We start from the raw sequence: 19,386 nt of genomic DNA on the forward strand, positions 1-19,386 counted from the left end.
GGACGCTTCTCGCGCAGGGGGCTCACATATGGGCGGTTTAGTTTTGCAAGGTGTCTTCGACTTTGCCGAGCATCGATTTCAGTAGAACCGAAGCGGCGTCTTTGGTTTTTGCTTGGGTGTAAACGCGGAATTCGGGCGCATTGCCTGACGGCCTAAGGTGGACCACTTCACCCGTTTCACCGAATTCGACCCGTATGCCATCGGTAAGGTCTGTTGCTGAGATTGGGCCGACGAATCGAAAAAAGTCGGCCTTGATTGTTTCGTCGGTAATCAGTCGCTCCAGAAAAGCGGCTGCTTTTTCTTTGTCGATATTCTTGAGCCGATCGGCAGCAGTAAAGCATGGGGGTAAGGCATTCACCAATGTCACGAGTGATTGGCCTTGCGATTTTGCTGCGGCAAGCGAGGCAATGATTGGCAGCATGCAGTCGCGAGTGGGTAGAGGGGATAGCGGTTCTTTTAGCTGGGCGGTGAAGCCCAGTAGGTAGCCACCATTTGCCTCGAAACCTACTACATTTTTGTTGCTGAAATTTTGCATTCCAGCAATTACGAAAGGGGATCCAATTCGCGTCAGGTCGACTTTCTCGAATTCAGGAATTTGACGGACCATGTCATTCGACGAGACTGGCGTGACAACGTGGGTGGCGCCAAGGAATTTCGAGGTAATTACGCCCAAGATATCGCCGGGGATTACAGTGCCTGTCGCATCGCATAGCATCGGTCGATCGGCGTCACCATCTGTTGAAGCAATGGCGTCTAATTTGAACTCTTCGCACCAAGATTGCAGCAGAGTCCGCGTTTCGGGATCCACGGCTTCGGTGTCTACCGGAATGAAAGTGTCTGAATGTGCCAATGGAACGATTTCGGCACCCAGTCCTTTGAAGATCGCCTCCATTGTGTCTCTTGCGACTGATGAATGGCGGTAAACGCCGACACGTAGGCCACTCAGGGCGTCCGTTCCAAATGCTGAAATGTACCGATCGATGTAACGTTTTTCGGCTTCTGGCATTTCTGCTAGCGTGCCAACCGATTTGGTCGGCCTTTTGGCTTTCATCGAATAGGCTTGGGTGATTTTGGCTTCGTCGTCCTTTAGCACCTCACCGTGCGGCAGGTAGAATTTGAGCCCGTTGCGATCCGCTGGAATGTGGCTACCTGTGATCATAATGGCCGCGGCACCTGCATTCATTGACGACAGCGCAAGGGCAGGGGTTCCCAGTGCGCCGCAGTCGACAACATCTACACCCGCTGACAGCGCAGTCTTGCAGACGACCGAGGAAATTTCCGGAGAAGACGGACGTAAGTCGCGCCCAACATAGAGTGTGTCGCAGTCGACTGTGGTTAAAAACGCATTCACGTAGTCCGAAACCAATTCATCCGTCAGTTCGGTAACTAGCCCGCGAAGCCCGCTCGTGCCAAAAGCTGGTGCCATGGGTAAATTCCCCTAAATTTTGTGACCAGAAGATTGTGAACGCAAGTCTGGCCTGAAAAATAAATCAAATATGCACAAGGGGTACATTGATCGGGCTCAACAAAACAAGGCCTTTCTTGAGTTAAAGTCCTGATTTGCGACGAGGTGGTGCAGTTCTCTTGCGGTATAGCTGCGCGACCTTTAGGTTGTTTTCACAACTACCAAGACGTTCGGTTTATGGCACTTTTCAAATTTCTTCGTACCCAGCAGAATGATGATAGATCCCTGTTGGAAAAGTGTTTGTCGGTTGATTTAGAGGTCAATCCCAAAACGGCGAAGGTCTTTGATCTGGCGGCCGTGGCATATGGCGACGGGCCAGCGGTTGTGGCGCCTAAATCCGGTCTGGAAGCTGGACTGACTAAGCTCGAGAAAAGCCTCACCAACTATCCGTTTATTGTGGGCCACAATGTGTTGCGGCACGATATTGAACATCTGTTGGTTTCGCGTCGAGAACTGCGAGCCAAAATGGATGCGCCAATCGATACCTTGTGGCTTAACCCATTGGCGTTTCCACGAAATCCATATCACCACCTTGTCAAACATTATCACGATGGGCGGCTGCAAGCGGGGCACATCAATGATCCGGAACTGGACGCTAGATTGGTGTTTGATGTGCTGGAATATCAGTTGCAGGCTTTGCGTGATCTAAATCATGCAAACAAAGATACGCTGATCGCCTATCATTATCTTTGTACGCTGTCTGATCGATCGGCTGGTTTTGACGCTGTCTTTGCAGACGTGCGAAAGGATAAACGCCCTAAACGGGACGCCGCAATTGAAGCAATCCAAAATCTTCTTCGGGATCAGGGTTGCACAGCACAGATTGGCCGCGTCATTGGTCGGCTCAATGATACCCGGATGGGGTGGCCGCTTGCTTATGCCTTGGCTTGGATATCGGTTTCAGGCGGCAATTCGGTTATGCCGCCATGGGTCCGGCAATCATTTCCCGAGGCCGCAGATTTGGTGCGTGAACTGCGCGATACCAACTGTAACGATGCAAACTGTCAGTGGTGTGCGCATCAAAACGACCCAGTAGGGGCGTTGAAAAAATGGTTCCGTTTCGAACAGTTCAGGCCGCAGCCTGTAGATGTCGACGGCAACCCGCTGCAACAGGTTATCGTCGACCAATCCATGCGTCGGGAAAACGTGCTGGGCATTTTGCCAACGGGCACAGGTAAATCCGTTTGTTATCAGGTGCCCGCGCTGAGCCTTTATGAAAAGACAGGTGCGCTGACTGTCGTGATATCTCCGCTGGTTGCATTGATGGTTGATCAGGTTCAGGGGCTGGAACGTGTTGGAATTTCATCGTCGGTGACGATCAACGGTTTGCTGTCCATGCCCGAAAGACAAGAGGCGCTGGACCGAGTGCGCATGGGTGGGGCGTCGATCCTTATTATTTCGCCCGAACAGCTCCGCAGTGTATCGGTTAGGTCGGTTCTGCAACAGCGCGAAGTTGGCATGTGGGTGCTGGACGAAGCGCACTGCGTTTCCAAATGGGGACACGATTTCAGGCCCGATTATCGGTATATCGCGCGTTTTATCAAAGACTTCTCTGGTGATCGTAAACCTGCGCCTTTGCTTTGTTTGACAGCAACGGCCAAACCCGAAGTCGTTCAAGACATTACCGATCATTTTATGGGCGGACTGGGTGTCGAGCTGGGTTTGTTTGATGGCGGTGCTAGTCGGTCGAACCTGACGTTCAACGTGCAGCCCACCAACAAAGGCAGCAAATTGGGCGATATTTTGAACGTCCTGAACGAAAAGATGGAGCCAGACGCAAAATCAGGAGCGATTGTCTACTGTGCGACCCGCGGTGAAACCGAACGTGTGGCTGCTTTCCTAAAGGCTCAGGGGTTGTCGGCAGAGCATTTCCATGCGGGCCTCACGGCTGACGATAAACAAATAGTTCAAGAACGGTTTCGTGTTGGCGATCTGCGGATCATTGCCGCGACCAACGCGTTTGGTATGGGCATTGATAAACCAGACATTCGGTTGGTTGTTCATGCTGACGTACCCGGATCGTTGGAAAATTATCTTCAAGAGGCGGGCAGGGCTGGCCGTGATCGCGGCCCAGCTGAATGCGTTCTGCTTTATCATTCTGACGATGTTGAACGGCAGTTTTCATTGGCTGCGCGGTCGCGACTGGAAAGACATGAAATTGGCGCAATATTAAAGGCACTGCGCCGTATTGATGAACACACGCGCAACAGTGGCAAGATTGTCGCCACACCAGGAGAGATCGTCCGAGAGGAAAAGGATCGCGAATTCCTGCGTGACAGCACGACCGAAGATACGCGGGTCAAAACAGCCGTTTCGTGGTTAGAAGAGGCAAAGCTGCTATCGCGCGAAGAAAACCGTGTTCAGGTGTTTCCTTCGTCTTTGCTTGTCCGGACAATGGCCGAAGCAGAAGAAAAATTAGCCAAAGCACAAATTGCCGAGGCGCATCGCAATCGTCTGCGGGCCATTGTCGTGCATGTGATGAACACGCCTTCGGATCAGGGAATTTCGACAGATGAACTGACGGGCGTCAGCGGAATGTCGCATCGCGAATTGTCCAAAGCGATGGCCGATCTGGAAACCTTGGGAATTGCGCGAAACGATATTGCGATCACTGTTTCGGTTCATATCGGCATCGAAAATCAATCAAAACAGCGTTTGTCGAAAGCTATGGCGCTGGAAACCGCGCTGATCGCTTCGATGCGTGAATATGCCCCTGATGTGGACGTTGGTGAAGGCGCCCAGATCGATATTAATTCGGCAAGTCAGATGTTGCGTGAAAAGGGTCACGAAAACGGTAGCCCCCACATAATTGACCGTTTGCTGCGCAGTATCGAACGCGACGGGCGTGACAGTGATGGCGGTTTCGGCAACGTCCGCTTGCGTAAACTTACACACAAAACTCACGAGGTGATCCTGCAACGATCATGGAAGGTTATCGAACAAACCTCGACCATCCGCCATGCGGCTGCGGATATACTCTTGGATTTCTTGGTCAAAGCAGCGCCAATAGGATCGCGCGGCAAAGACATTCAGGTGGAAACCACGATCGGTGATTTGCTGGGCGTGCTGTCCAACAATGCAGTTTTCAAAGCCGCGGGCGTCAAAGATATGACCAAACTAATGGAGCGCGCGCTGCTGTGGTTGCACGAACAGCAAGTCGTCACGTTGGGCAAAGGTCTGACCGTTTTCCGTTCTGCGATGACGATTTATTTGAACCAAACCCGCGCCAGTTTCACGAAAAAGGATTTCTCGCCGTTAGAAGAACACTATCGCGAACAAACGATTCAAACCCATGTCATGGCGGAATACGCGACCAAGGGTTTGGATAACATCAACGATGCGATCAGGTTATCCAAAGACTATTTTGAACTGGACCAAGATCGATTCTTGCAGCGATGGATGCCGAAACGGGGCGTGGAAATACGGCGCCGTACAACAGGCAAAGCGTGGAAAGAAATCGTCGAAAACCTGAACAACCCTGTACAACAAGCCATCGTTGCCGACGATCGCGAAGAAACGAACGTTTTGGTTCTGGCCGGGCCTGGCTCTGGCAAGACAAGGGTGTTGGTGCATCGCATTGCCTATCTGCTGCGTGTGCGCCGCGAAAATCCGCGTGAAATTTTGGTCATGACCTATAACCGCCACGCCGCTGCAGAAATCAGGGCGCGGCTGCGGCACCTTGTTGGGGACGACGCATCGTTTGTCACGGTCACCACATGCCATTCGTTGGCGATGCGGCTGGTCGGAGCAAGCTTTACCGGCACATCGAACGAAGAACGCGATTTCGATGGCATTATCATGGAGGCTGTGCGGCTGCTTGATTGCGAAGGGTTGAGCAAATCTGAAGCCGAGGCCCAACGCGAAGCTTTGATCCAAGGATATCGGTGGATCTTGGTTGATGAATATCAGGACATAGGCGCCGAAGAATACGCCTTGATTTCAGCCGTGGCAGGGCGGTCACTTGAAGATGCAGATCAAAAACTCAGTCTGTTTGCGGTCGGCGATGACGACCAGAACATCTATTCGTTTACCGGTGCATCGGTATCTTTTATCCGCCAATTCGAAGAAGACTACCGCGCCAAACCTGTCTTCCTGACCGAAAACTATCGATCCACAAAGTTCATAGTAGACGCGTCCAATCAGGTCATTGAACCCGCGCGCGACCGCATGAAGAAAGATCATCCGATCAGCGTCGATAAGGCCCGCATGTTGGAAATGGGCGGCGGCGCAATGGCAAATCACGATCCAATCGGGCAGGGGCGTGTTCAATTCCTAGACGTAGAAAGCAACCCTACAGTCCAAGCGATGGCAGCGGTTGATGAAATGGTTCGTTTGTCGCGACTGGATCCTGATTTCAATTGGACTCGTTGTGCAATCATTTCGCGCGATTGGAAAAGTCTAGGCCCTGTTCGGGCATATGCAGAGCAGCTGGGACTTGCCGTAGAAATGGCCAATGAAAAACTGCCCAGCGTATGGCGATTGCGCGAGATGCAGCGGTTCATCGCGCGCCTGCGGCAGAACCCGACAGCGATGCTGTCGGTGACCGATTTGCTGATGGTTCTGAATGAACAGCCATCGAACCGCTGGATAGAACTGATCGTTGATGGGATCGCAGACCTAGCCCGCGAGCTAGAAAAAAAGACGATGCCCGTACCAGACGTTATCGAATGGCTGGCTGAATGGGCGCAAGATGTCCGCGGGACGCAACGTGGCCTATTGTTGCTGACTGCGCACCGATCCAAAGGTTTGGAATTCGATCATGTAGTCATATTGAATGGCGGCTGGCAGTCCATCTCTCGCGGTGAAGACGGAGAGGCGCCGCGCCGCCTGTTCTATGTCGCCATGACACGCGCAATGAAGAGTCTGTCTGTCGTGGTCAGCGGCGAACACCCGTTTGTGTTGGCTGATAGTGAAAGTGAATTGCTGCGTAAGATTGAACCGCCGAAAAAACACGATTTACCTAATCCTGACCAATACCAGCTCCCCGATATGTCGACCGTAAATCTATCTTACGCGGGTCGGTTAAAGGAGGGCAATAAAACGCTGGCGGCTATTTCCAAAGCGACAGTTGATGATCCGCTGTGGATAGAAAAACAGTCAGGAAAGTGGCTTTTGATTGATAGTCAGGGCGTCGTGATCGGTCAAATGGCGGCAAAATGGGAACCGCCGGCAGGGCATGTTTTGGTTTCTGGAAAAGTCGGCGCAATTATTCGATGGCGTAAAGCTGACAACGAAGAGAAGTTCCAAACATCCATTAAACGTGATGATTGGGAAACGGTTTTGCCTGAGTTTATTTTTAGGAGTGATGCTTAAGTGATTGTGCTAACAGATTAAATTGGAAGGTGACTGGACCTGTCGCGGTTTGATGCCGCTCCTTTGCTAGCATTTGCTGCAACAAAGGAGGCGAATTATGGGACTGAAACGAACGGACGAATTCCGCGCTGATGCGGTGCGTATCGCGCTGACAAGTGGGCTTACGCGCAAGCAAGTGGCTGACGATCTGGGTGTCGGGATGTCGACGCTGAAAAATGGATCGCCGCGCATCGAGACACTGATGTGGTGTCGAAAGAAGATTTAGAACTCGTCAAAGGGAATGACCGACTTCGGCGGGAGATCAAGCTCCTCAAGGAGGAGAGGGATATCTTAAAACTGTTCCGAGCCGTCGCCCGCCTGTGCGCGGTAGAAACAGCCCGTGCTATGGTGTGATCGAAGGGCAGTTGCCGATAGCTTATTGGTGGGTCAGACCCCGTTAAAAAACGTGGCACATGGACTGATGCGCACGTGAGAGTGGCGACACTGTTCGGCAGTGATCCCGGTTAGGAAGATGACGAACTTGCATGGTCCACGCCCTTCGATTTGAACGGAGGTGTTAACATGACGAAGTGTAAGACCGGCAGCCACCCGGATCTGAAAATGGTCAATCCCAATGCGGCTGCAATCGATATCGGCTCAACATTGCATATGGCCGCCGTCAACCCCTGACGCGGACGTCAAGCCGGTGTGGGCCTTCGGGACATTCACTCTGGATCTGCATGATCTGGCCGATTGGTTCCGGTCTTGTGGCGTCACCACCGTGGCGATGGAATCTACAGGCGTTTACTGGATACCTGCCTTCGAGGTTTTGGAGGCGCATGGTCTCGAAGTGATCCTGGTGAACGCCCGGTACGCCAAGAATGTGCCGGGCCGCAAAACCGACGTGAGTGATGCAAGTTGGCTGCGGCAATGCGGCTGTTTAGACCTTCTTCAAAACGATCAAGGCCGAGCTGATCTGGAGACGATCATGGGAAACAAGGCGACAAGCTGAGATGGCGATCTTCGAGTACATCAACGGCTTCTATAACCCGAGACGTCGCCACTCAGCACTGGGATGGAAAAGTCCGGTCGCTATCGAACGGAAGGTAGCCTAAACGAGCGCGAGGGGCGGCACAAAAGCGGGAAAGGTCCAGGCATTGTCCAGGCTTCGTGCCGAATGCGATGTTTCCGCGTCAGCGGCGTTCGCTCTTGCCCACATCGGTGGGCTACTTTTCCCGCTCAGGCGGGAATGGACCGAACTGCGAACTTGTTTCGCACGAGGGTTTTCCCATTCAGGTGGGATCGCAGGCCTGGTGGAGTTTCATGCAAATGAGCTCCACCAATCCTGCACTTATAGAGCCAGTTCAGGTTGCAGGCATGTGCCCGCAAAAAATCTGAAAAAAGTGCGCAGAGGCTATTGTGTTGAAAATCTCGTGGCATGTCTGCGCCTGAGAACGAGCGGTTGGCATCGCATTTTACCCGCACAGGCGGGAATGGACCGTGAGGAGTTGAGACGTCGCCGATAAGGCTTTGTCAGGCTTCGTGCCGAATGCGATGTTTCCGCGTCAGCGGCGCTCGTTCTTGCCCACATCGGTGGGCTACTTTTCCCGCTTGAGGCGGGAATGGACCGAACTGCGAACCTGTTTCGCAAGAGGGTTTTCCCACTCAGGTGGGATCGCAGGCCTGGTGGAGTTTCATGTGAATGATCTCCGCTAGGCCTTTTCAATTTGTCAGATCAGATGCGCTCCACCCGCTCCGAGATCGTTTAACAATGACACTCGGCTGGCCTACGTTATTAAACGATCGGGCTGAGCGGGCTTCATCTGGGTCGTCACACTCTTTCAGATGGATCGCAGAGGGGAGTCATTTTTTCTTCGAGCCCTCTTGTATGCGCAAAAAGCCGACCCTACTTTTGGCTGACCATGACACAAAACCGCACCCACACCATACGCTGATCAAATCAGCAAGTTTCCCTTCCACGGGAGGCAGCACGGGTGTGCGGTCGGAATTTATACTCCCGAATGTGGCGCCAGATTAGCGCGTACCGTCGGGTTCGAGTCCCGAGCCTCCTACCAAATTATGGTGGTTATCATGGTTATCATCTCGAAATTGCAATTCGTGGCTGTCGCGTTGGCGAATGCCGTGGTTCTCGCTGGCGATCTCGTTGAAACGCTGACAGATCTCGTGAGCGGCGATCTGATTGCCGCGGCTCAGAGCCTCATCCTCGGTTTGGTCTGAGGAGACAAAACATGCGTATCCCGTTTGTTAACATCCTTTTCCGAATACGAAGGGCGCCCGCCCTTCGCGACATCTCATGCTTGAATTTCCATTCGCAACAGGACCACCCATGGCCAATCTTCTTTTTATTGCCGTCTCCCTGTCGGGGTATGCTGTCATCGCCGCCGCCATTGCCGCCGTTGACTCCGGACACGCAAATCCGCTTCTCTATGCCGTTTTCGCTCTAGGGATGATCGCACGCGTGCTTTTGATCATGCGTGCCGAGTTCGACGCCAACGATACGGTCACGCGTATTTTCATGATCCCGCTTCTGCTTGAGCTGGTCTTCTCAATGATCGTCGGGGGTATGTTTTCGTTCGTTTTGCTGCTCGGCATGGGTATGTCGGGTGCAACGGTTGAGGGCGTGATGGTGCTGCTCTGGACGTTCGCGACCGGTATGGTTTTTGCGTCTTACTCAGCTGCAGCGGCAGGGTGAACGAAATGATCTTGAACCTGCCGAGCCGTCAGATTCCCTGCTCCATTCCTGATGACACTGAGCTGTTCATTATCGGCGACATCCATGGCCGCAGCCTTGCGTTATCGCGGTGTCTGTCCGAGATCGCGCGGACCCCGACGGTTGCCGACACGCGCCGCATCATCGTTCTACTTGGTGATCTCATCGATCGGGGACCAGACAGTCTGGGTGTGATCCAGCAGGCGATGGAGGCGCATAACTACGCTGATTTGGTCCACATCTTGCCGGGAAACCACGAACTGATGATGCTGGACGTCCTTGATGGTAGCCGCAATAGCCTTTGGCTTCTGAACGGGGGAATGGCGGTTTTGGACGAACTCAATCCGGAATGGCGGGGAATGGCATGGCGGAATGTGATCAAGATGGTCCGCGACGGGCTGCCCGATGGATTTGAACAACGGCTCCGGGATGCTCCGTCTCATCTTGTGATCGGTGACCTGCTCTGTGTTCATGCTGGCTTGCATCCCGACCGATTGCCTGAACAGCATTTGCTGCGGGATCGGCCTCATGCCACCCCTGATCATTGGGCAACGATCCGTTATCCCGCGCTGAACTGGCGCGGCGGCTGGGATTGGAACGGTCGTTATTATACCTGGGGCAATCGCGTGGTTATCCATGGCCATACCCCAGCTGTGCGTTGTGCCGTTCTCGATGACCCCAAGGTCCTGCGGGACTGCGATGGGATCGACGAATATCGCGCACTTTGCCTTGACGGAGGGGCCAGCGCCTATGATCAGATCGCATGGGCGCGCATCTGGCGAGATGGTGGCGAGACACGGTTGCAGATCTATGCGGCCAGCGGCGCACCCCGTGCCGATGGTGATCTGTATGGGGAGAATTTTGATGCGAATTGATGACAGTCAGCGCCACGCGGTGCTCTGCGCTGTGCAGAGGGTTTTGTCTGACCAATTTGCAGGACAGAAATTCGACGTGACGGCGCAGGTCCATGAGGCCGACTGCGGAAACATGACCCTCGCCCATGTCGGGATCCTATCAGATATGGCGCGTGAGGACCGCTTGGTGCTGAGCCATCTCGCACAGGCGCTGGTTCAGGCCTGCGGAATCGACGTGCATCTGCATCCGATGCGCGATGTGCGCCTGTTGCATCCCGATCCGCGCGACACGGTACCCGAAGAGATCTCTCAGTATGAGTTGGTCCTGCAGAGGTTCATCCGCGAAAACTGGGCCCGTCTCATGGTCGAGGCCGAGGCCTACCGCGCTCGGCGTTTGGCAGAAGCCAAGCGCCCACGCGCCGTGTGTTTCGATCTCGTGGGTGCGTTGCTGGAACCGCTGGACCTGTCCGGTGACACCGCCGCCAATAATACCGCCTTCCGGATGTCGCAGCAGGGCGCAGGACTGTGGGAAGCTGCGTACGCAGCCGGGCTTCCCATCGCAATCTTTGCCAACCTGACCGAAGACCATCTCGCCCTTGCGCTGGCGATCTTGCCTGCCAAACCTGCAGTCGTGGTCCTGAACGGTGCCGACGGTCGGGGGCAACCCGAGCAGACCTTCCTTGCGCAGATTGTATCAGCGCTGCGCATTCCGCGAGATCGCATTCTCTGTGTCGGTACGCCTGCGACGGATGACCTCGCTGCAGCGCGCGCATTCGGTATGCAGACCTGTTTCGCCCACGACGCGCTGACGCGATTAAGCGACCTCGACCCAGACCAGATTGGCAGCGCCCGATGACGGGGCTGCTTTACCTTCGCCCCATCGGAGCACAGACTACCTGTATGACCCAACAGGCCTCCCTTTTCCTGCATCGCATATGACGGCATCGCGCTGCGCGACGCTGTCTGACCGATCACACCCTAGTCGACATCCTGTTGGCGGGTCCAGGAAACCGTTGCGCGTCTTCGCGTGACGAATAGGAGATTTTACGTGGATTACACCACATGCTTGCCTCATGCGCCCGCGCGCACTCATACCGTCTATACTATTCCACGCGACCTGACCTGGCATGCCACACAACGTATGCCAGCGGTGATCGAGACCGCCCTGCAGAGCAAGATTTCCGAGCTTTGCATGCTGTTTTGCGAAGCGGGGCTGTACTTTGATCCGCTCGTTTCGCTGACGTTTTGCCCGGACGAAATGGGGGCACGTGTCACTTGCGATTTTAGCCATGTCGCGGTTGAACCGCTGAAGCAACTCGTCTTTCAGTTGGCCAAACGTTTCGAACACGATCTGAAAGTCGCCAACTACCTGGTCGCTGAGGATGCAGATCGCGGCGCTCTGGAGTACCATATTCAGAGCCTCATCCAGCAACAGCTGGTCTTGCTCAAGCCCCATTACCAGCGACTGCTGCGAAAGCAGGAGGATATTGCACGTCGGGAAATTCCGCCGCACCTGCTGGCTACTGCTGCGCGCAAAAATGATCGAAGCGACTGGGTGTCTGAGCTGGAAGTCGGCGAGGGCGCGCTTCCTCTTGGCGGGCCGACTGACCATCATGGGATCGACGAGTTGATCGCAGATGTTTTTGCCAAAGCACCATGGATGGATGCGCCGTTGCGCCGTATCTGGGATTTGATGAAGACCAGCAGCGAAGGGGGGCTTGGATTTCCGCCGATCTTACTGCACGGCCCAGGCGGCACTGGAAAATCTATGCTCGCGCGATTGATCTCCGAGGCCTCTGGGGTTGCCTGCCACGAAATGGATGGCTCGGCCGGTGCAGCCGCATTTCGGGTCGCTGGACTTGAAGCGGGGTGGGCAGGATCGCGCCTTGGCGAACCGCTGCGTTTTATTGGCGCGCAGCGCTGCCCGAACCCGATCATGGTCATCAACGAATTGGATAAAGCGACTGGCGGAGCCCGCTCGGACAAAGGGGCAGAGAGCAGCCTGATCAATGCTCTGCTGCCTTTGCTGGACCCGCATTCCGCTGCCAGCTGGCGCTGCCCCGTCAGCGGCATGGTCTGCGACATGTCGCGCATCAACTGGGTTTTCACCGCCAATCAGCTCGATGGCCTGTCGCAACCGTTCCTCAGTCGGCTCGAGGTGATCCATGTCCCTGCGTTGACCGAGGTGCAGTATATGCAAGCGGTCGAGGTGATGTGCCCCAATGACGAGCTTGTCCGGGAAACCGCACGGCGGTTTGTTCAAGAAGAATGGCGGCGCCCTCAGTTTTCGCTGCGGCTCCTATCCCGGACAATCAAACGCCTGTCCGCAGATCAACGACCGGAGTTTCATTGATGTCCGGCAATCGACAGAAATATTCCAATTTCAAGGCCCGCCGTGCCCGCTCATCGACACCTGGAACTCACGTTGGCGCAGGCGCTTTTAATAATCGTGAGAGCAGTATTGGCTACCGCGATCCGTTTGATTGATACAGTCATTGGGCGATTGCATTAGTGAGATCGGCATCTACGCAGCTCTGATCGTGAGGTGCCGCTAAATCCTGTTGCTGACCGCCCAACGTTCGTCTGTTTTGCTGGACAATATGCCATCAACAGAGCGGCTCTAAATTGCGACAGGTCCAAACCGCACACGCCGGAGGTTTTGGTTTCTGGAGAAGTCGACACAATTATTCGTTGGCGTAAAATTGATAACGAAGAGTAATTCCAAAATACTCAAGATGGATAATTGGAAAACGGTTTCTCCTGAATTTATTCTTAGAAAAGATGTTTAATTAATTGTGTTAATCAATTAAATTGGGTGGTGACGCTGCGTGGCGGATTGCTATACATTTTGCTACACAAAGCTAACTTTGGCTAAGTGCTGAAGTTCTGTTAAGGTACTGATTTCCTTTGAATTTTTGCGTGTTTTTGTTTCTGGTTGGAATCTCACCTCCTCTTTGGTGTGCTATGAGAGGTCGGGCGATGGCCTATAAGGAATGATTTAATTTTTCGTTAATTGAAGTAAATTTTATTTTTAAAGGAGGTAACTTTCGATTAACATTTTTGAATGACCTTTTAACGGCGTCAGGATTGCCATTGGAAGGTTTGATTTTTAAAGGTGGCTGAACTTTCCGGCGCAACGTTTTTTGCGCTGGAGGGATCATGGATATCAGAAGTCCGAAGCGAATTTCAGATTTGCTTGACCAAGTTCGTAGTGTGCGTTGTGAGGAGGGGGTGAAAGCATTATTTCAGGAGATGAAAGCTCCATCTGGGGTACTGACCGTAGCCTTCATAAATGCGCATGCAGTCAATATGTGCTGGAAGTGTGATAAGATATCAGCCGATTTTAGCAGTGTAGATATTTTACTGAGAGATGGAAAAGGTGTTGAGGTTCTTTTTAAGTCGATCGGAAAAGATCCGGGACTGAATTTGAATGGAACTGATCTTATTCCAGAGTTTTTGCGTTCTTGGAAAGGCAGCCGGATATCGGTTTATGGAACCTCCGAACCCTGGTTGTTGCGCGCGTGTAGGAAACTGGCATTGGAAGGTCACGAAATCATTTCACAAATCGATGGTTTCAAAACTGAATCGGATTATCTTGCAGATGCGATTGAGAATGAACCTCAAATTATTTTGTTGGCTATGGGAATGCCCAAGCAGGAAAAAGTCGCGCGCTTTCTACGTGAAAACCTAGTCGACTGTAATATCACGATTATATGTGGAGGAGCTATTGTTGATTTTTTTGCTGGGAGGTTCCCCCGCGCACCAGAATGGATGCGGAAAAGGGGGCTTGAGTGGCTATTCAGGTTCCTTCAGGAGCCGATGCGTCTGTGTAAACGCTATCTTTTGGGAAACGTGTTGTTCTTATCGCGAATTCATAAGGTAAAGAGGGTGCTCAACCTTTAGCACCCTTTAAGTCGATCAGCCCGATTAGAGTGCGCTATTGTAGATGTCGAGGTCGTCTTGAGACAGCTTGTTTAAGATACGTTTTTCGATCGTATCTAAGTTGCCGCCATTCACTATTTTTCGAGGTTGTTTGGTGACACCTCTTTTCAAAATGCTGTGTGCTGAGTTTGGGATCAAAGGTTCAACATGGTTTTGAAAGAATGGTGATGATCGCAGATATCTTGCCCAAGGGGTCCAGTTTCTACGGTCGCCCGCAGTATTTCTGACCTTTTGGGTATCAATTTCGGGCATCTTTGCACTGTCGGCTCCTAGAAATTTCAGTATTTCGTCGATATAGGCCTGTCTTTTTTTGACAAGATTTTCAAACTTAATGATCAGAATATTTTCTTTAGGGAAAATATCGAAGTAGGGCTTTAGCTGTTTGGAGTATTGGCTGAGTTCGATCATAGATGAGTGATTATCTACGGCCTCTGATAGTGTGGGTATGTCTATTTCACAGTGTTGAAATTCGTGCCCGTATTGACTGATCGCGCGTTTAACCGGATCTCTAACAACGTATATCAGTTTAATGTTCGGTCCTAGCGTTTTATAAATATTTTCTGCTGCGTTTGGTAGAGAGGGCAGTTTTGTATAGTGGGTAGAGCTTTCGCCACATATTTTATTGTTTGGTACGTTTTTAAATATTTTTTCATACTCACCACGTCGTGCCGCCTTGAGCGGAAATTTTGATGGCCCACCAAAATCGGGACCAACAAAATACCCAGGCTCTTTCCACCCAGACATTACGATATCAGGGTGGAGGTTTAGGTCCTCGTGCAGTGTCGTTGTACCAGATTTCATTGCGCCGATGATGATAAAGTCAGGCATACGAATTTCGTTGTTCTTCATTGGGATATTCTTCGTTGGTTCAAAAAGGCGTATAAAATTGCGACCGAAATTGACCAGAAGATCCAGCTAGGTCGGGCGAATTGAAACGCGGGGCTTTCAAAAACGGATCGCAATGTAGAGAAAACAATAATCGCGAAACATAGTGGCACTGGTTCAGGGTTTAGGGTGCTGCCGATGCTGATGGTTTTCGCGACTGGTAAGACGACCAATCCGAGCGCCATAAGAAACAAACCGATAAGCCCAGTGCCTATCATCGTTTGAAGGTATGAACTGTGTGGATGTGGTGCGATCGCAGCAAAAGGTGTGACGGCATCACCGATTAAATTCGGACTGTCGTCACCAAATATGCTTCTGAAACCAAATCCTAGCCAAGGCCGTTCGCTCCAGACAGATATGGCGGTGCGCCATATGCCGACCCGACCAGTGAAGTTATACGGATCATTAAACAGCCAATATTGTATTTCGGCGTTGGACAATGCCATGGCGATGACTGAGGTGCCCAGAATTGAATAGAAACCTACGACGGCGCGCCCATATCCGCCAGCATACCAGCGGCGGATAAATAGTAATGCCATATAAGCAATAACGGTGAGTAGGAGGGCTGTTCTGGATTGCGTCCCCCATAGAAAGACAATTGATGCGATAGCTATGGTAAAGTTGAGCTTTGATTTCCTGCGTAGCCAAGCGTCGGTAAAGATTATGGTCGCAACAGCGCCGACAGCGCCAGCTTCGTTTTTGTGGTTGTACAACCCGCGCCATGAACCAGCGATCAAAGGATCATAGATTGAATGGACTGCATGGTCCCACAACAGGACTGCAATCAGGCTGGCCACGATTGAGACTGCCAAGCACCTTTTAAATAGGGTCCAGGCGCGATGGCTGGGCATAGAGCCAATAAGAAGTATCAGAATGAATGCTGGCAGTGTGCCGCGCAGGGCCAAATGTAATGTAACTAAAGGGGTAAATGACCAGTAGGACGAAGCGATGCAAATAGCCATCGCAAGGCCGATCCATATCGGGATACCGTACCATTTCCGTGGGACGTCGGAAGTGACATGCACCAAAACTGAAATCGGCAGCAAAAGCAGTGAAAAGACATAACTCAGTGAGTTGCTACCGATGAATAAAGTCGGAATGAGGGCGATTACGAATAGAATTTCGACGCCCTTTTTACTCCCGTCTGTTCGGATTTCGTTGCCGAAATATGGGGGGTAGGGTGGTTTCATACGCCGTCCACTTTGTATTCGTGGACGCGATAGCGTGCAAAACCGCTGAAATACCCGATAGAACGCCAAAGCCGAAGTCGCGCGTCTAATCGTCGAACTGGGCTGCGGCAACCCAAGAACCAGAACGCGGGAAAACTGCAAATTCCAACAAGACCGAATAGAACTAAACGTGTAATAGATTTTAATTTTTCAGGCCGCTGAGTTGCCCGCCAAGCAGTCGTTGATCCACGTCGAAAGTTTCGTTTTAGCGCCCATTGGGCCGTGCTGCGTGATGCTGGAATTGCCTCGAGTATTTCTGCATCGTCAGCCCAAGCGAAGGTCGCCCCGCTTCGTTTGGCTCGATAGAAAAAGTCCGCGTCTTCACCGCCCGTTGTGGCAAAGACGGGATCAAACCAAGGTTTTGGAATCGTCCCTAAAATCGAAAACTTTAGCAGGGCGTTTTCGGTCGAAAGCACAACTGGGACAGGCCCTGTCTGGTTCCTTTTGCGTCTGAACTGTTCGCAATGAACTACACAAGGTGGCGTTTCGTTTTCGAAAACAGATTGAACGGGGCCGCCGACGACATCGGCTTTTGTCTGAAACGCGGTTTCTTCTAGCTTCGTTAACCATTGTCGCGATGGCCATTCATCATCGTCAATCATTGCGATGTAGTCACAATTTTCTTTCGTCGCGATGTGTTCGAACAATGCGTTCCGGGCGTACGATAGCCCCTGTTTCGGTTCCGATATGCACTCAAGCTTGAACCGATAGCCTTTCGCTAATCTTGCCTCGACGATCTTTTTCCCTGCTTGTTCCTGCCCGTCATTGTCGCAAATCAGAACCGTCACGACAGCGGCTGTTTCCAGCGCTTCGATATGGTCAAGCAGGCGTGACAAACCTGAAGGTCGTCGAAAGGTTGCCGCGGCGATGGTAATTCGTGTGAATCGTGTCATTTTGTGATCCAGCTGTTTGGCCCGATCACGGCGGGTCCGCCCAATGCGACTTTTTTAATGAGCTGTCGGTCCAGTTCGTACGTTTGTGAAATACGACTGCGGAGTTGATCTGAAATCGACGCCCTCAATGTAGGGGTATGCGCCGATAGGTGCCGCAATGGGGTATCTATGCCCCTGTTGCTAATCAGGCCAAGGCGCCGCTTTATGCGCCTAAGGTATTTGCGGATAACGGTTGCGGTGACCGAACTGATCTCTTGGCGTGTATTCTGTGGCGTCAGGTCGACTTTGGTCTGTTCGATATCCAAAAATGTACAGATTTCGGACCAAATTCTGTCTGGTGCCTGTATAATCTGTTCGAAATCTACAATTAGGATGTGTTCGCGCTGTATGCTTTTTATAGCGCGTATGAGCTGGTGACCCATTTTTGCGCGCTCTTCATAGTCGATCTTTTTGGGTTCAGGACGCGTGATTGGGATTTTGCGGCCCAAGCGGCGTTGCGGTGACAAAGCGAATGCTTTTTCGAAATCAGATTCCAATTCGTTGCCGCTGATAAGTTCCTGTTGATGTATGGAAAACAGTAGGTCTGCGTGGTTGCGCACTGCGACGATAAAGCGAGCCTGAGGCGCTATTTTTACAATTGAGTTGATCGCGTTTTCGGATGCTAAGTAGTCAACTGTCGCATCACAAAACCATGTCTTGGGCAGGCTGGATTGAAACAGTGAGCGATATTGTTTTGGCCTCCTGCGAAAGTGCCCGTCTTTGTAGTCGTCGTTGAAAAAACCAGGCTCTTTGGGGTTGCTGACCAAAACAGAAGGGTGTTGTGACAGCCAAGACGCGATAGAGGTCGTGCCGCATTTGGGGGCGCCTAAAATAAATAAGTTCGGCCAGCGGCCATCTTTTTGACCGGAATTCATTTTTTGATCGCCTTTTGTGAAAAGATCGCAGTTCGGATGCCGCTGATGTGTTTGACGCTGTGGATCTTGAATAAATGAATATTCAGGCGTTTCGCGCAAAGAGTGGTGCACCAAACGTTCCAAAGTATGGTGGCAATTGTTGAGCCGATTGCGGCCCCGATCAGCCCATACAATGTGATGCCAATCGCCGTGCAGAGGATGTTTGCTATCCCGGCGACGATTGAAATAAACAGCGTCGCCTTTTCTTGTCCTGCAAGGTTCAATAGATGCCCGTTAGGGCCGCAGGCGGCATTCACAAGCTGTCCAAATGCAAGGCAAATCAAAACGATATGGGCGTCGCTGAATGCGGGATCAAACTGTGCCAACAGCCAAGCGCCCCAAACAGAGTAGAAACCAAACCCAATCAGCGAAAAGGTTAGGGCGGCAACGCTAACAGTCGTCATAACGCTCTGAAGTCGTTGAAATTGTCCTGCATGCCAGCTGCGCGCGATGATAGGGCCGGAGACCTGATTGGTCCCAATCAATCCAATAGACAGAAGATTTGATAGCCGCTGAGCCGCGAAAAAAGCACCTGCCGAAACTGGTCCCAACATAATCGCGACAACGAAAGTGGCGGCTTGTTGCAGCCATTGACGGGAAATTTCGCCGCCGCACAGCGCCCATTCGGCGCGTTTCATCGCCGCTATTTCGCCGAGAGGCGGCGACGTGATGTCCCTAAGCGATCCAATCGCGCGGAACATGCGCATAATTTGGACCAAAGTGACAACTGATAGGCTCAGCGCCACGATAGACAGGGCCTGCACTCCGGTTAATTCGGAACAGAAACCTGCGATTATGATGACCAGTAGCCGCCAAAGGATGTCCTTGGGGAGTATGGACCAATGAAGCATACCCTGGGCACGAAGCGCAAACGCAGAGAATTGCGATGCGCCCAGCGCGACGGCGAATAAGGCCGTCCAAATGACCATGCCGCCTGTAAATTCAGTCATGCCTAGCGAAGGCACAACTAGGTTTAATAAAACAAAACCGCCTATTACGACCGCACCGCTGCCAATTACTATCTTCAGCGCGCGTAGCAGTACAAAATTTGCAGTCGCGACGTCATAGCGATCGGAAAATGTGGGCCAAAAACGAACGGCGAGTGTTGATTGTCCCGCGGTCACAAAAGGCCAGACAAGGCT

14 protein-coding genes and 3 pseudogenes are annotated in these 19,386 nt (G+C 52.2%); 10 read left to right on the forward strand and 7 right to left on the reverse strand.

Annotated features, from left to right (window positions below; translation table 11 throughout):
- Nucleotides 1-37: 37 nt before the first annotated feature.
- A complete protein-coding gene (locus BVC71_RS02815) occupies nucleotides 38-1,426 on the reverse strand; it encodes a phosphomannomutase (RefSeq protein WP_086450102.1) in 1,389 nt (462 codons plus the stop codon).
- A gap of 216 nt (nucleotides 1,427-1,642) precedes the next feature.
- On the opposite strand from BVC71_RS02815, the gene BVC71_RS02820 reads away from it, so the two are divergent.
- The 9 genes and pseudogenes from BVC71_RS02820 (at nucleotide 1,643) to BVC71_RS02855 (ending at nucleotide 12,695) form a co-directional block, all read left to right on the forward strand.
- Nucleotides 1,643-6,778: a RecQ family ATP-dependent DNA helicase gene (locus BVC71_RS02820; RefSeq protein WP_086450103.1), complete on the forward strand. Its 5,136-nt coding sequence runs from the start codon at nucleotides 1,643-1,645 to the stop codon at nucleotides 6,776-6,778.
- Nucleotides 6,779-6,875: 97 nt separating this feature from the next.
- A pseudogene (locus BVC71_RS02825) lies at nucleotides 6,876-7,159 on the forward strand (transposase); the annotation flags it as partial.
- A gap of 385 nt (nucleotides 7,160-7,544) precedes the next feature.
- Entirely contained in the window at nucleotides 7,545-7,769 is a 225-nt protein-coding gene (locus BVC71_RS15635) for an IS110 family transposase (RefSeq protein WP_420845597.1), read from the forward strand.
- Nucleotides 7,702-7,872, forward strand: a pseudogene (locus tag BVC71_RS02835) (IS3 family transposase); the annotation flags it as partial. The gene BVC71_RS15635 and the pseudogene BVC71_RS02835, both read left to right, overlap by 68 nt.
- Nucleotides 7,873-8,848: 976 nt before the next feature.
- Nucleotides 8,849-8,995 (forward strand): hypothetical protein, encoded by a 147-nt coding sequence (locus BVC71_RS15420; RefSeq protein ID WP_165767710.1) that lies wholly within the window; start codon nucleotides 8,849-8,851, stop codon nucleotides 8,993-8,995.
- A 109-nt stretch (nucleotides 8,996-9,104) separates the two neighbouring features.
- Nucleotides 9,105-9,470 carry a hypothetical protein gene (locus BVC71_RS02840; RefSeq protein ID WP_086450104.1) on the forward strand — a complete coding sequence of 122 codons (366 nt, stop codon included), beginning with the start codon at nucleotides 9,105-9,107 and terminating at the stop codon, nucleotides 9,468-9,470.
- A gap of 5 nt (nucleotides 9,471-9,475) precedes the next feature.
- Entirely contained in the window at nucleotides 9,476-10,363 is an 888-nt protein-coding gene (locus BVC71_RS02845; RefSeq protein ID WP_133064480.1) for a metallophosphoesterase, read from the forward strand.
- Entirely contained in the window at nucleotides 10,353-11,198 is an 846-nt protein-coding gene (locus BVC71_RS02850; RefSeq protein WP_086450106.1) for an HAD hydrolase-like protein, read from the forward strand. Before BVC71_RS02845 ends, BVC71_RS02850 begins: the two co-directional genes overlap by 11 nt.
- A gap of 192 nt (nucleotides 11,199-11,390) precedes the next feature.
- Nucleotides 11,391-12,695 carry an AAA family ATPase gene (locus tag BVC71_RS02855; protein WP_133064481.1) on the forward strand — a complete coding sequence of 435 codons (1,305 nt, stop codon included), beginning with the start codon at nucleotides 11,391-11,393 and terminating at the stop codon, nucleotides 12,693-12,695.
- A 90-nt stretch (nucleotides 12,696-12,785) separates the two neighbouring features.
- Here the strand turns inward: BVC71_RS02855 and BVC71_RS15640 are convergent.
- Nucleotides 12,786-12,917 (reverse strand): annotated as a pseudogene (locus BVC71_RS15640) (IS3 family transposase); the annotation flags it as partial.
- Between the two features lie 584 nt (nucleotides 12,918-13,501).
- Here BVC71_RS15640 and BVC71_RS02860 point away from each other — a divergent pair.
- Nucleotides 13,502-14,245: a WecB/TagA/CpsF family glycosyltransferase gene (locus BVC71_RS02860; protein ID WP_086450108.1), complete on the forward strand. Its 744-nt coding sequence runs from the start codon at nucleotides 13,502-13,504 to the stop codon at nucleotides 14,243-14,245.
- Between the two features lie 24 nt (nucleotides 14,246-14,269).
- Here the strand turns inward: BVC71_RS02860 and BVC71_RS02865 are convergent, their stop codons facing one another.
- From BVC71_RS02865 to BVC71_RS15425, 5 genes are read right to left on the reverse strand one after another with little or no spacing between them, the layout of a single operon-like run.
- Nucleotides 14,270-15,133, reverse strand: a complete 864-nt coding sequence (locus BVC71_RS02865; RefSeq protein ID WP_086450109.1) for a sulfotransferase family protein — start codon at nucleotides 15,131-15,133, stop codon at nucleotides 14,270-14,272.
- The gene (locus BVC71_RS02870) at nucleotides 15,130-16,359 is read right to left on the reverse strand and encodes an O-antigen ligase family protein (protein ID WP_086450110.1); all 1,230 of its coding nucleotides are present in this window, start codon (nucleotides 16,357-16,359) and stop codon (nucleotides 15,130-15,132) included. Before BVC71_RS02870 ends, BVC71_RS02865 begins: the two co-directional genes overlap by 4 nt.
- Nucleotides 16,356-17,291, reverse strand: a complete 936-nt coding sequence (locus BVC71_RS02875; RefSeq protein WP_086450111.1) for a glycosyltransferase family 2 protein — start codon at nucleotides 17,289-17,291, stop codon at nucleotides 16,356-16,358. Before BVC71_RS02875 ends, BVC71_RS02870 begins: the two co-directional genes overlap by 4 nt.
- Nucleotides 17,288-18,205: a sulfotransferase family protein gene (locus BVC71_RS02880; RefSeq protein WP_086450112.1), complete on the reverse strand. Its 918-nt coding sequence runs from the start codon at nucleotides 18,203-18,205 to the stop codon at nucleotides 17,288-17,290. The genes BVC71_RS02875 and BVC71_RS02880 overlap by 4 nt, the downstream gene beginning before the upstream one ends.
- Nucleotides 18,202-18,882, reverse strand: coding sequence for a lipopolysaccharide biosynthesis protein (locus tag BVC71_RS15425; protein WP_165767711.1), 681 nt, complete (start codon nucleotides 18,880-18,882; stop codon nucleotides 18,202-18,204). The genes BVC71_RS02880 and BVC71_RS15425 overlap by 4 nt, the downstream gene beginning before the upstream one ends.
- Between the last annotated feature and the right edge of the window lie 504 nt (nucleotides 18,883-19,386).

Source organism: Marivivens niveibacter (assembly GCF_002150005.2).
In the GTDB taxonomy this organism is placed as follows: domain Bacteria; phylum Pseudomonadota; class Alphaproteobacteria; order Rhodobacterales; family Rhodobacteraceae; genus Marivivens; species Marivivens niveibacter.

What these genes read in the sequence shown, in the direction of transcription:
- BVC71_RS02860 (WP_086450108.1), top strand. Translation starts at nt 13,502, where the DNA reads ATGGATATCAGAAGTCCGAAGCGAATTTCAGATTTGCTTGACCAAGTT.
- BVC71_RS15635 (WP_420845597.1), top strand. Translation starts at nt 7,545, where the DNA reads ATGGAATCTACAGGCGTTTACTGGATACCTGCCTTCGAGGTTTTGGAG.
- BVC71_RS02865 (WP_086450109.1), bottom strand. Translation starts at nt 15,133, where the DNA reads ATGAAGAACAACGAAATTCGTATGCCTGACTTTATCATCATCGGCGCA.
- BVC71_RS02820 (WP_086450103.1), top strand. Translation starts at nt 1,643, where the DNA reads ATGGCACTTTTCAAATTTCTTCGTACCCAGCAGAATGATGATAGATCC.
- BVC71_RS02850 (WP_086450106.1), top strand. Translation starts at nt 10,353, where the DNA reads ATGCGAATTGATGACAGTCAGCGCCACGCGGTGCTCTGCGCTGTGCAG.
- BVC71_RS02875 (WP_086450111.1), bottom strand. Translation starts at nt 17,291, where the DNA reads ATGACACGATTCACACGAATTACCATCGCCGCGGCAACCTTTCGACGA.
- BVC71_RS15420 (WP_165767710.1), top strand. Translation starts at nt 8,849, where the DNA reads ATGGTTATCATCTCGAAATTGCAATTCGTGGCTGTCGCGTTGGCGAAT.
- BVC71_RS02845 (WP_133064480.1), top strand. Translation starts at nt 9,476, where the DNA reads ATGATCTTGAACCTGCCGAGCCGTCAGATTCCCTGCTCCATTCCTGAT.
- BVC71_RS15425 (WP_165767711.1), bottom strand. Translation starts at nt 18,882, where the DNA reads ATGAAACGCGCCGAATGGGCGCTGTGCGGCGGCGAAATTTCCCGTCAA.
- BVC71_RS02870 (WP_086450110.1), bottom strand. Translation starts at nt 16,359, where the DNA reads ATGAAACCACCCTACCCCCCATATTTCGGCAACGAAATCCGAACAGAC.
- BVC71_RS02840 (WP_086450104.1), top strand. Translation starts at nt 9,105, where the DNA reads ATGGCCAATCTTCTTTTTATTGCCGTCTCCCTGTCGGGGTATGCTGTC.
- BVC71_RS02880 (WP_086450112.1), bottom strand. Translation starts at nt 18,205, where the DNA reads ATGAATTCCGGTCAAAAAGATGGCCGCTGGCCGAACTTATTTATTTTA.
- BVC71_RS02815 (WP_086450102.1), bottom strand. Translation starts at nt 1,426, where the DNA reads ATGGCACCAGCTTTTGGCACGAGCGGGCTTCGCGGGCTAGTTACCGAA.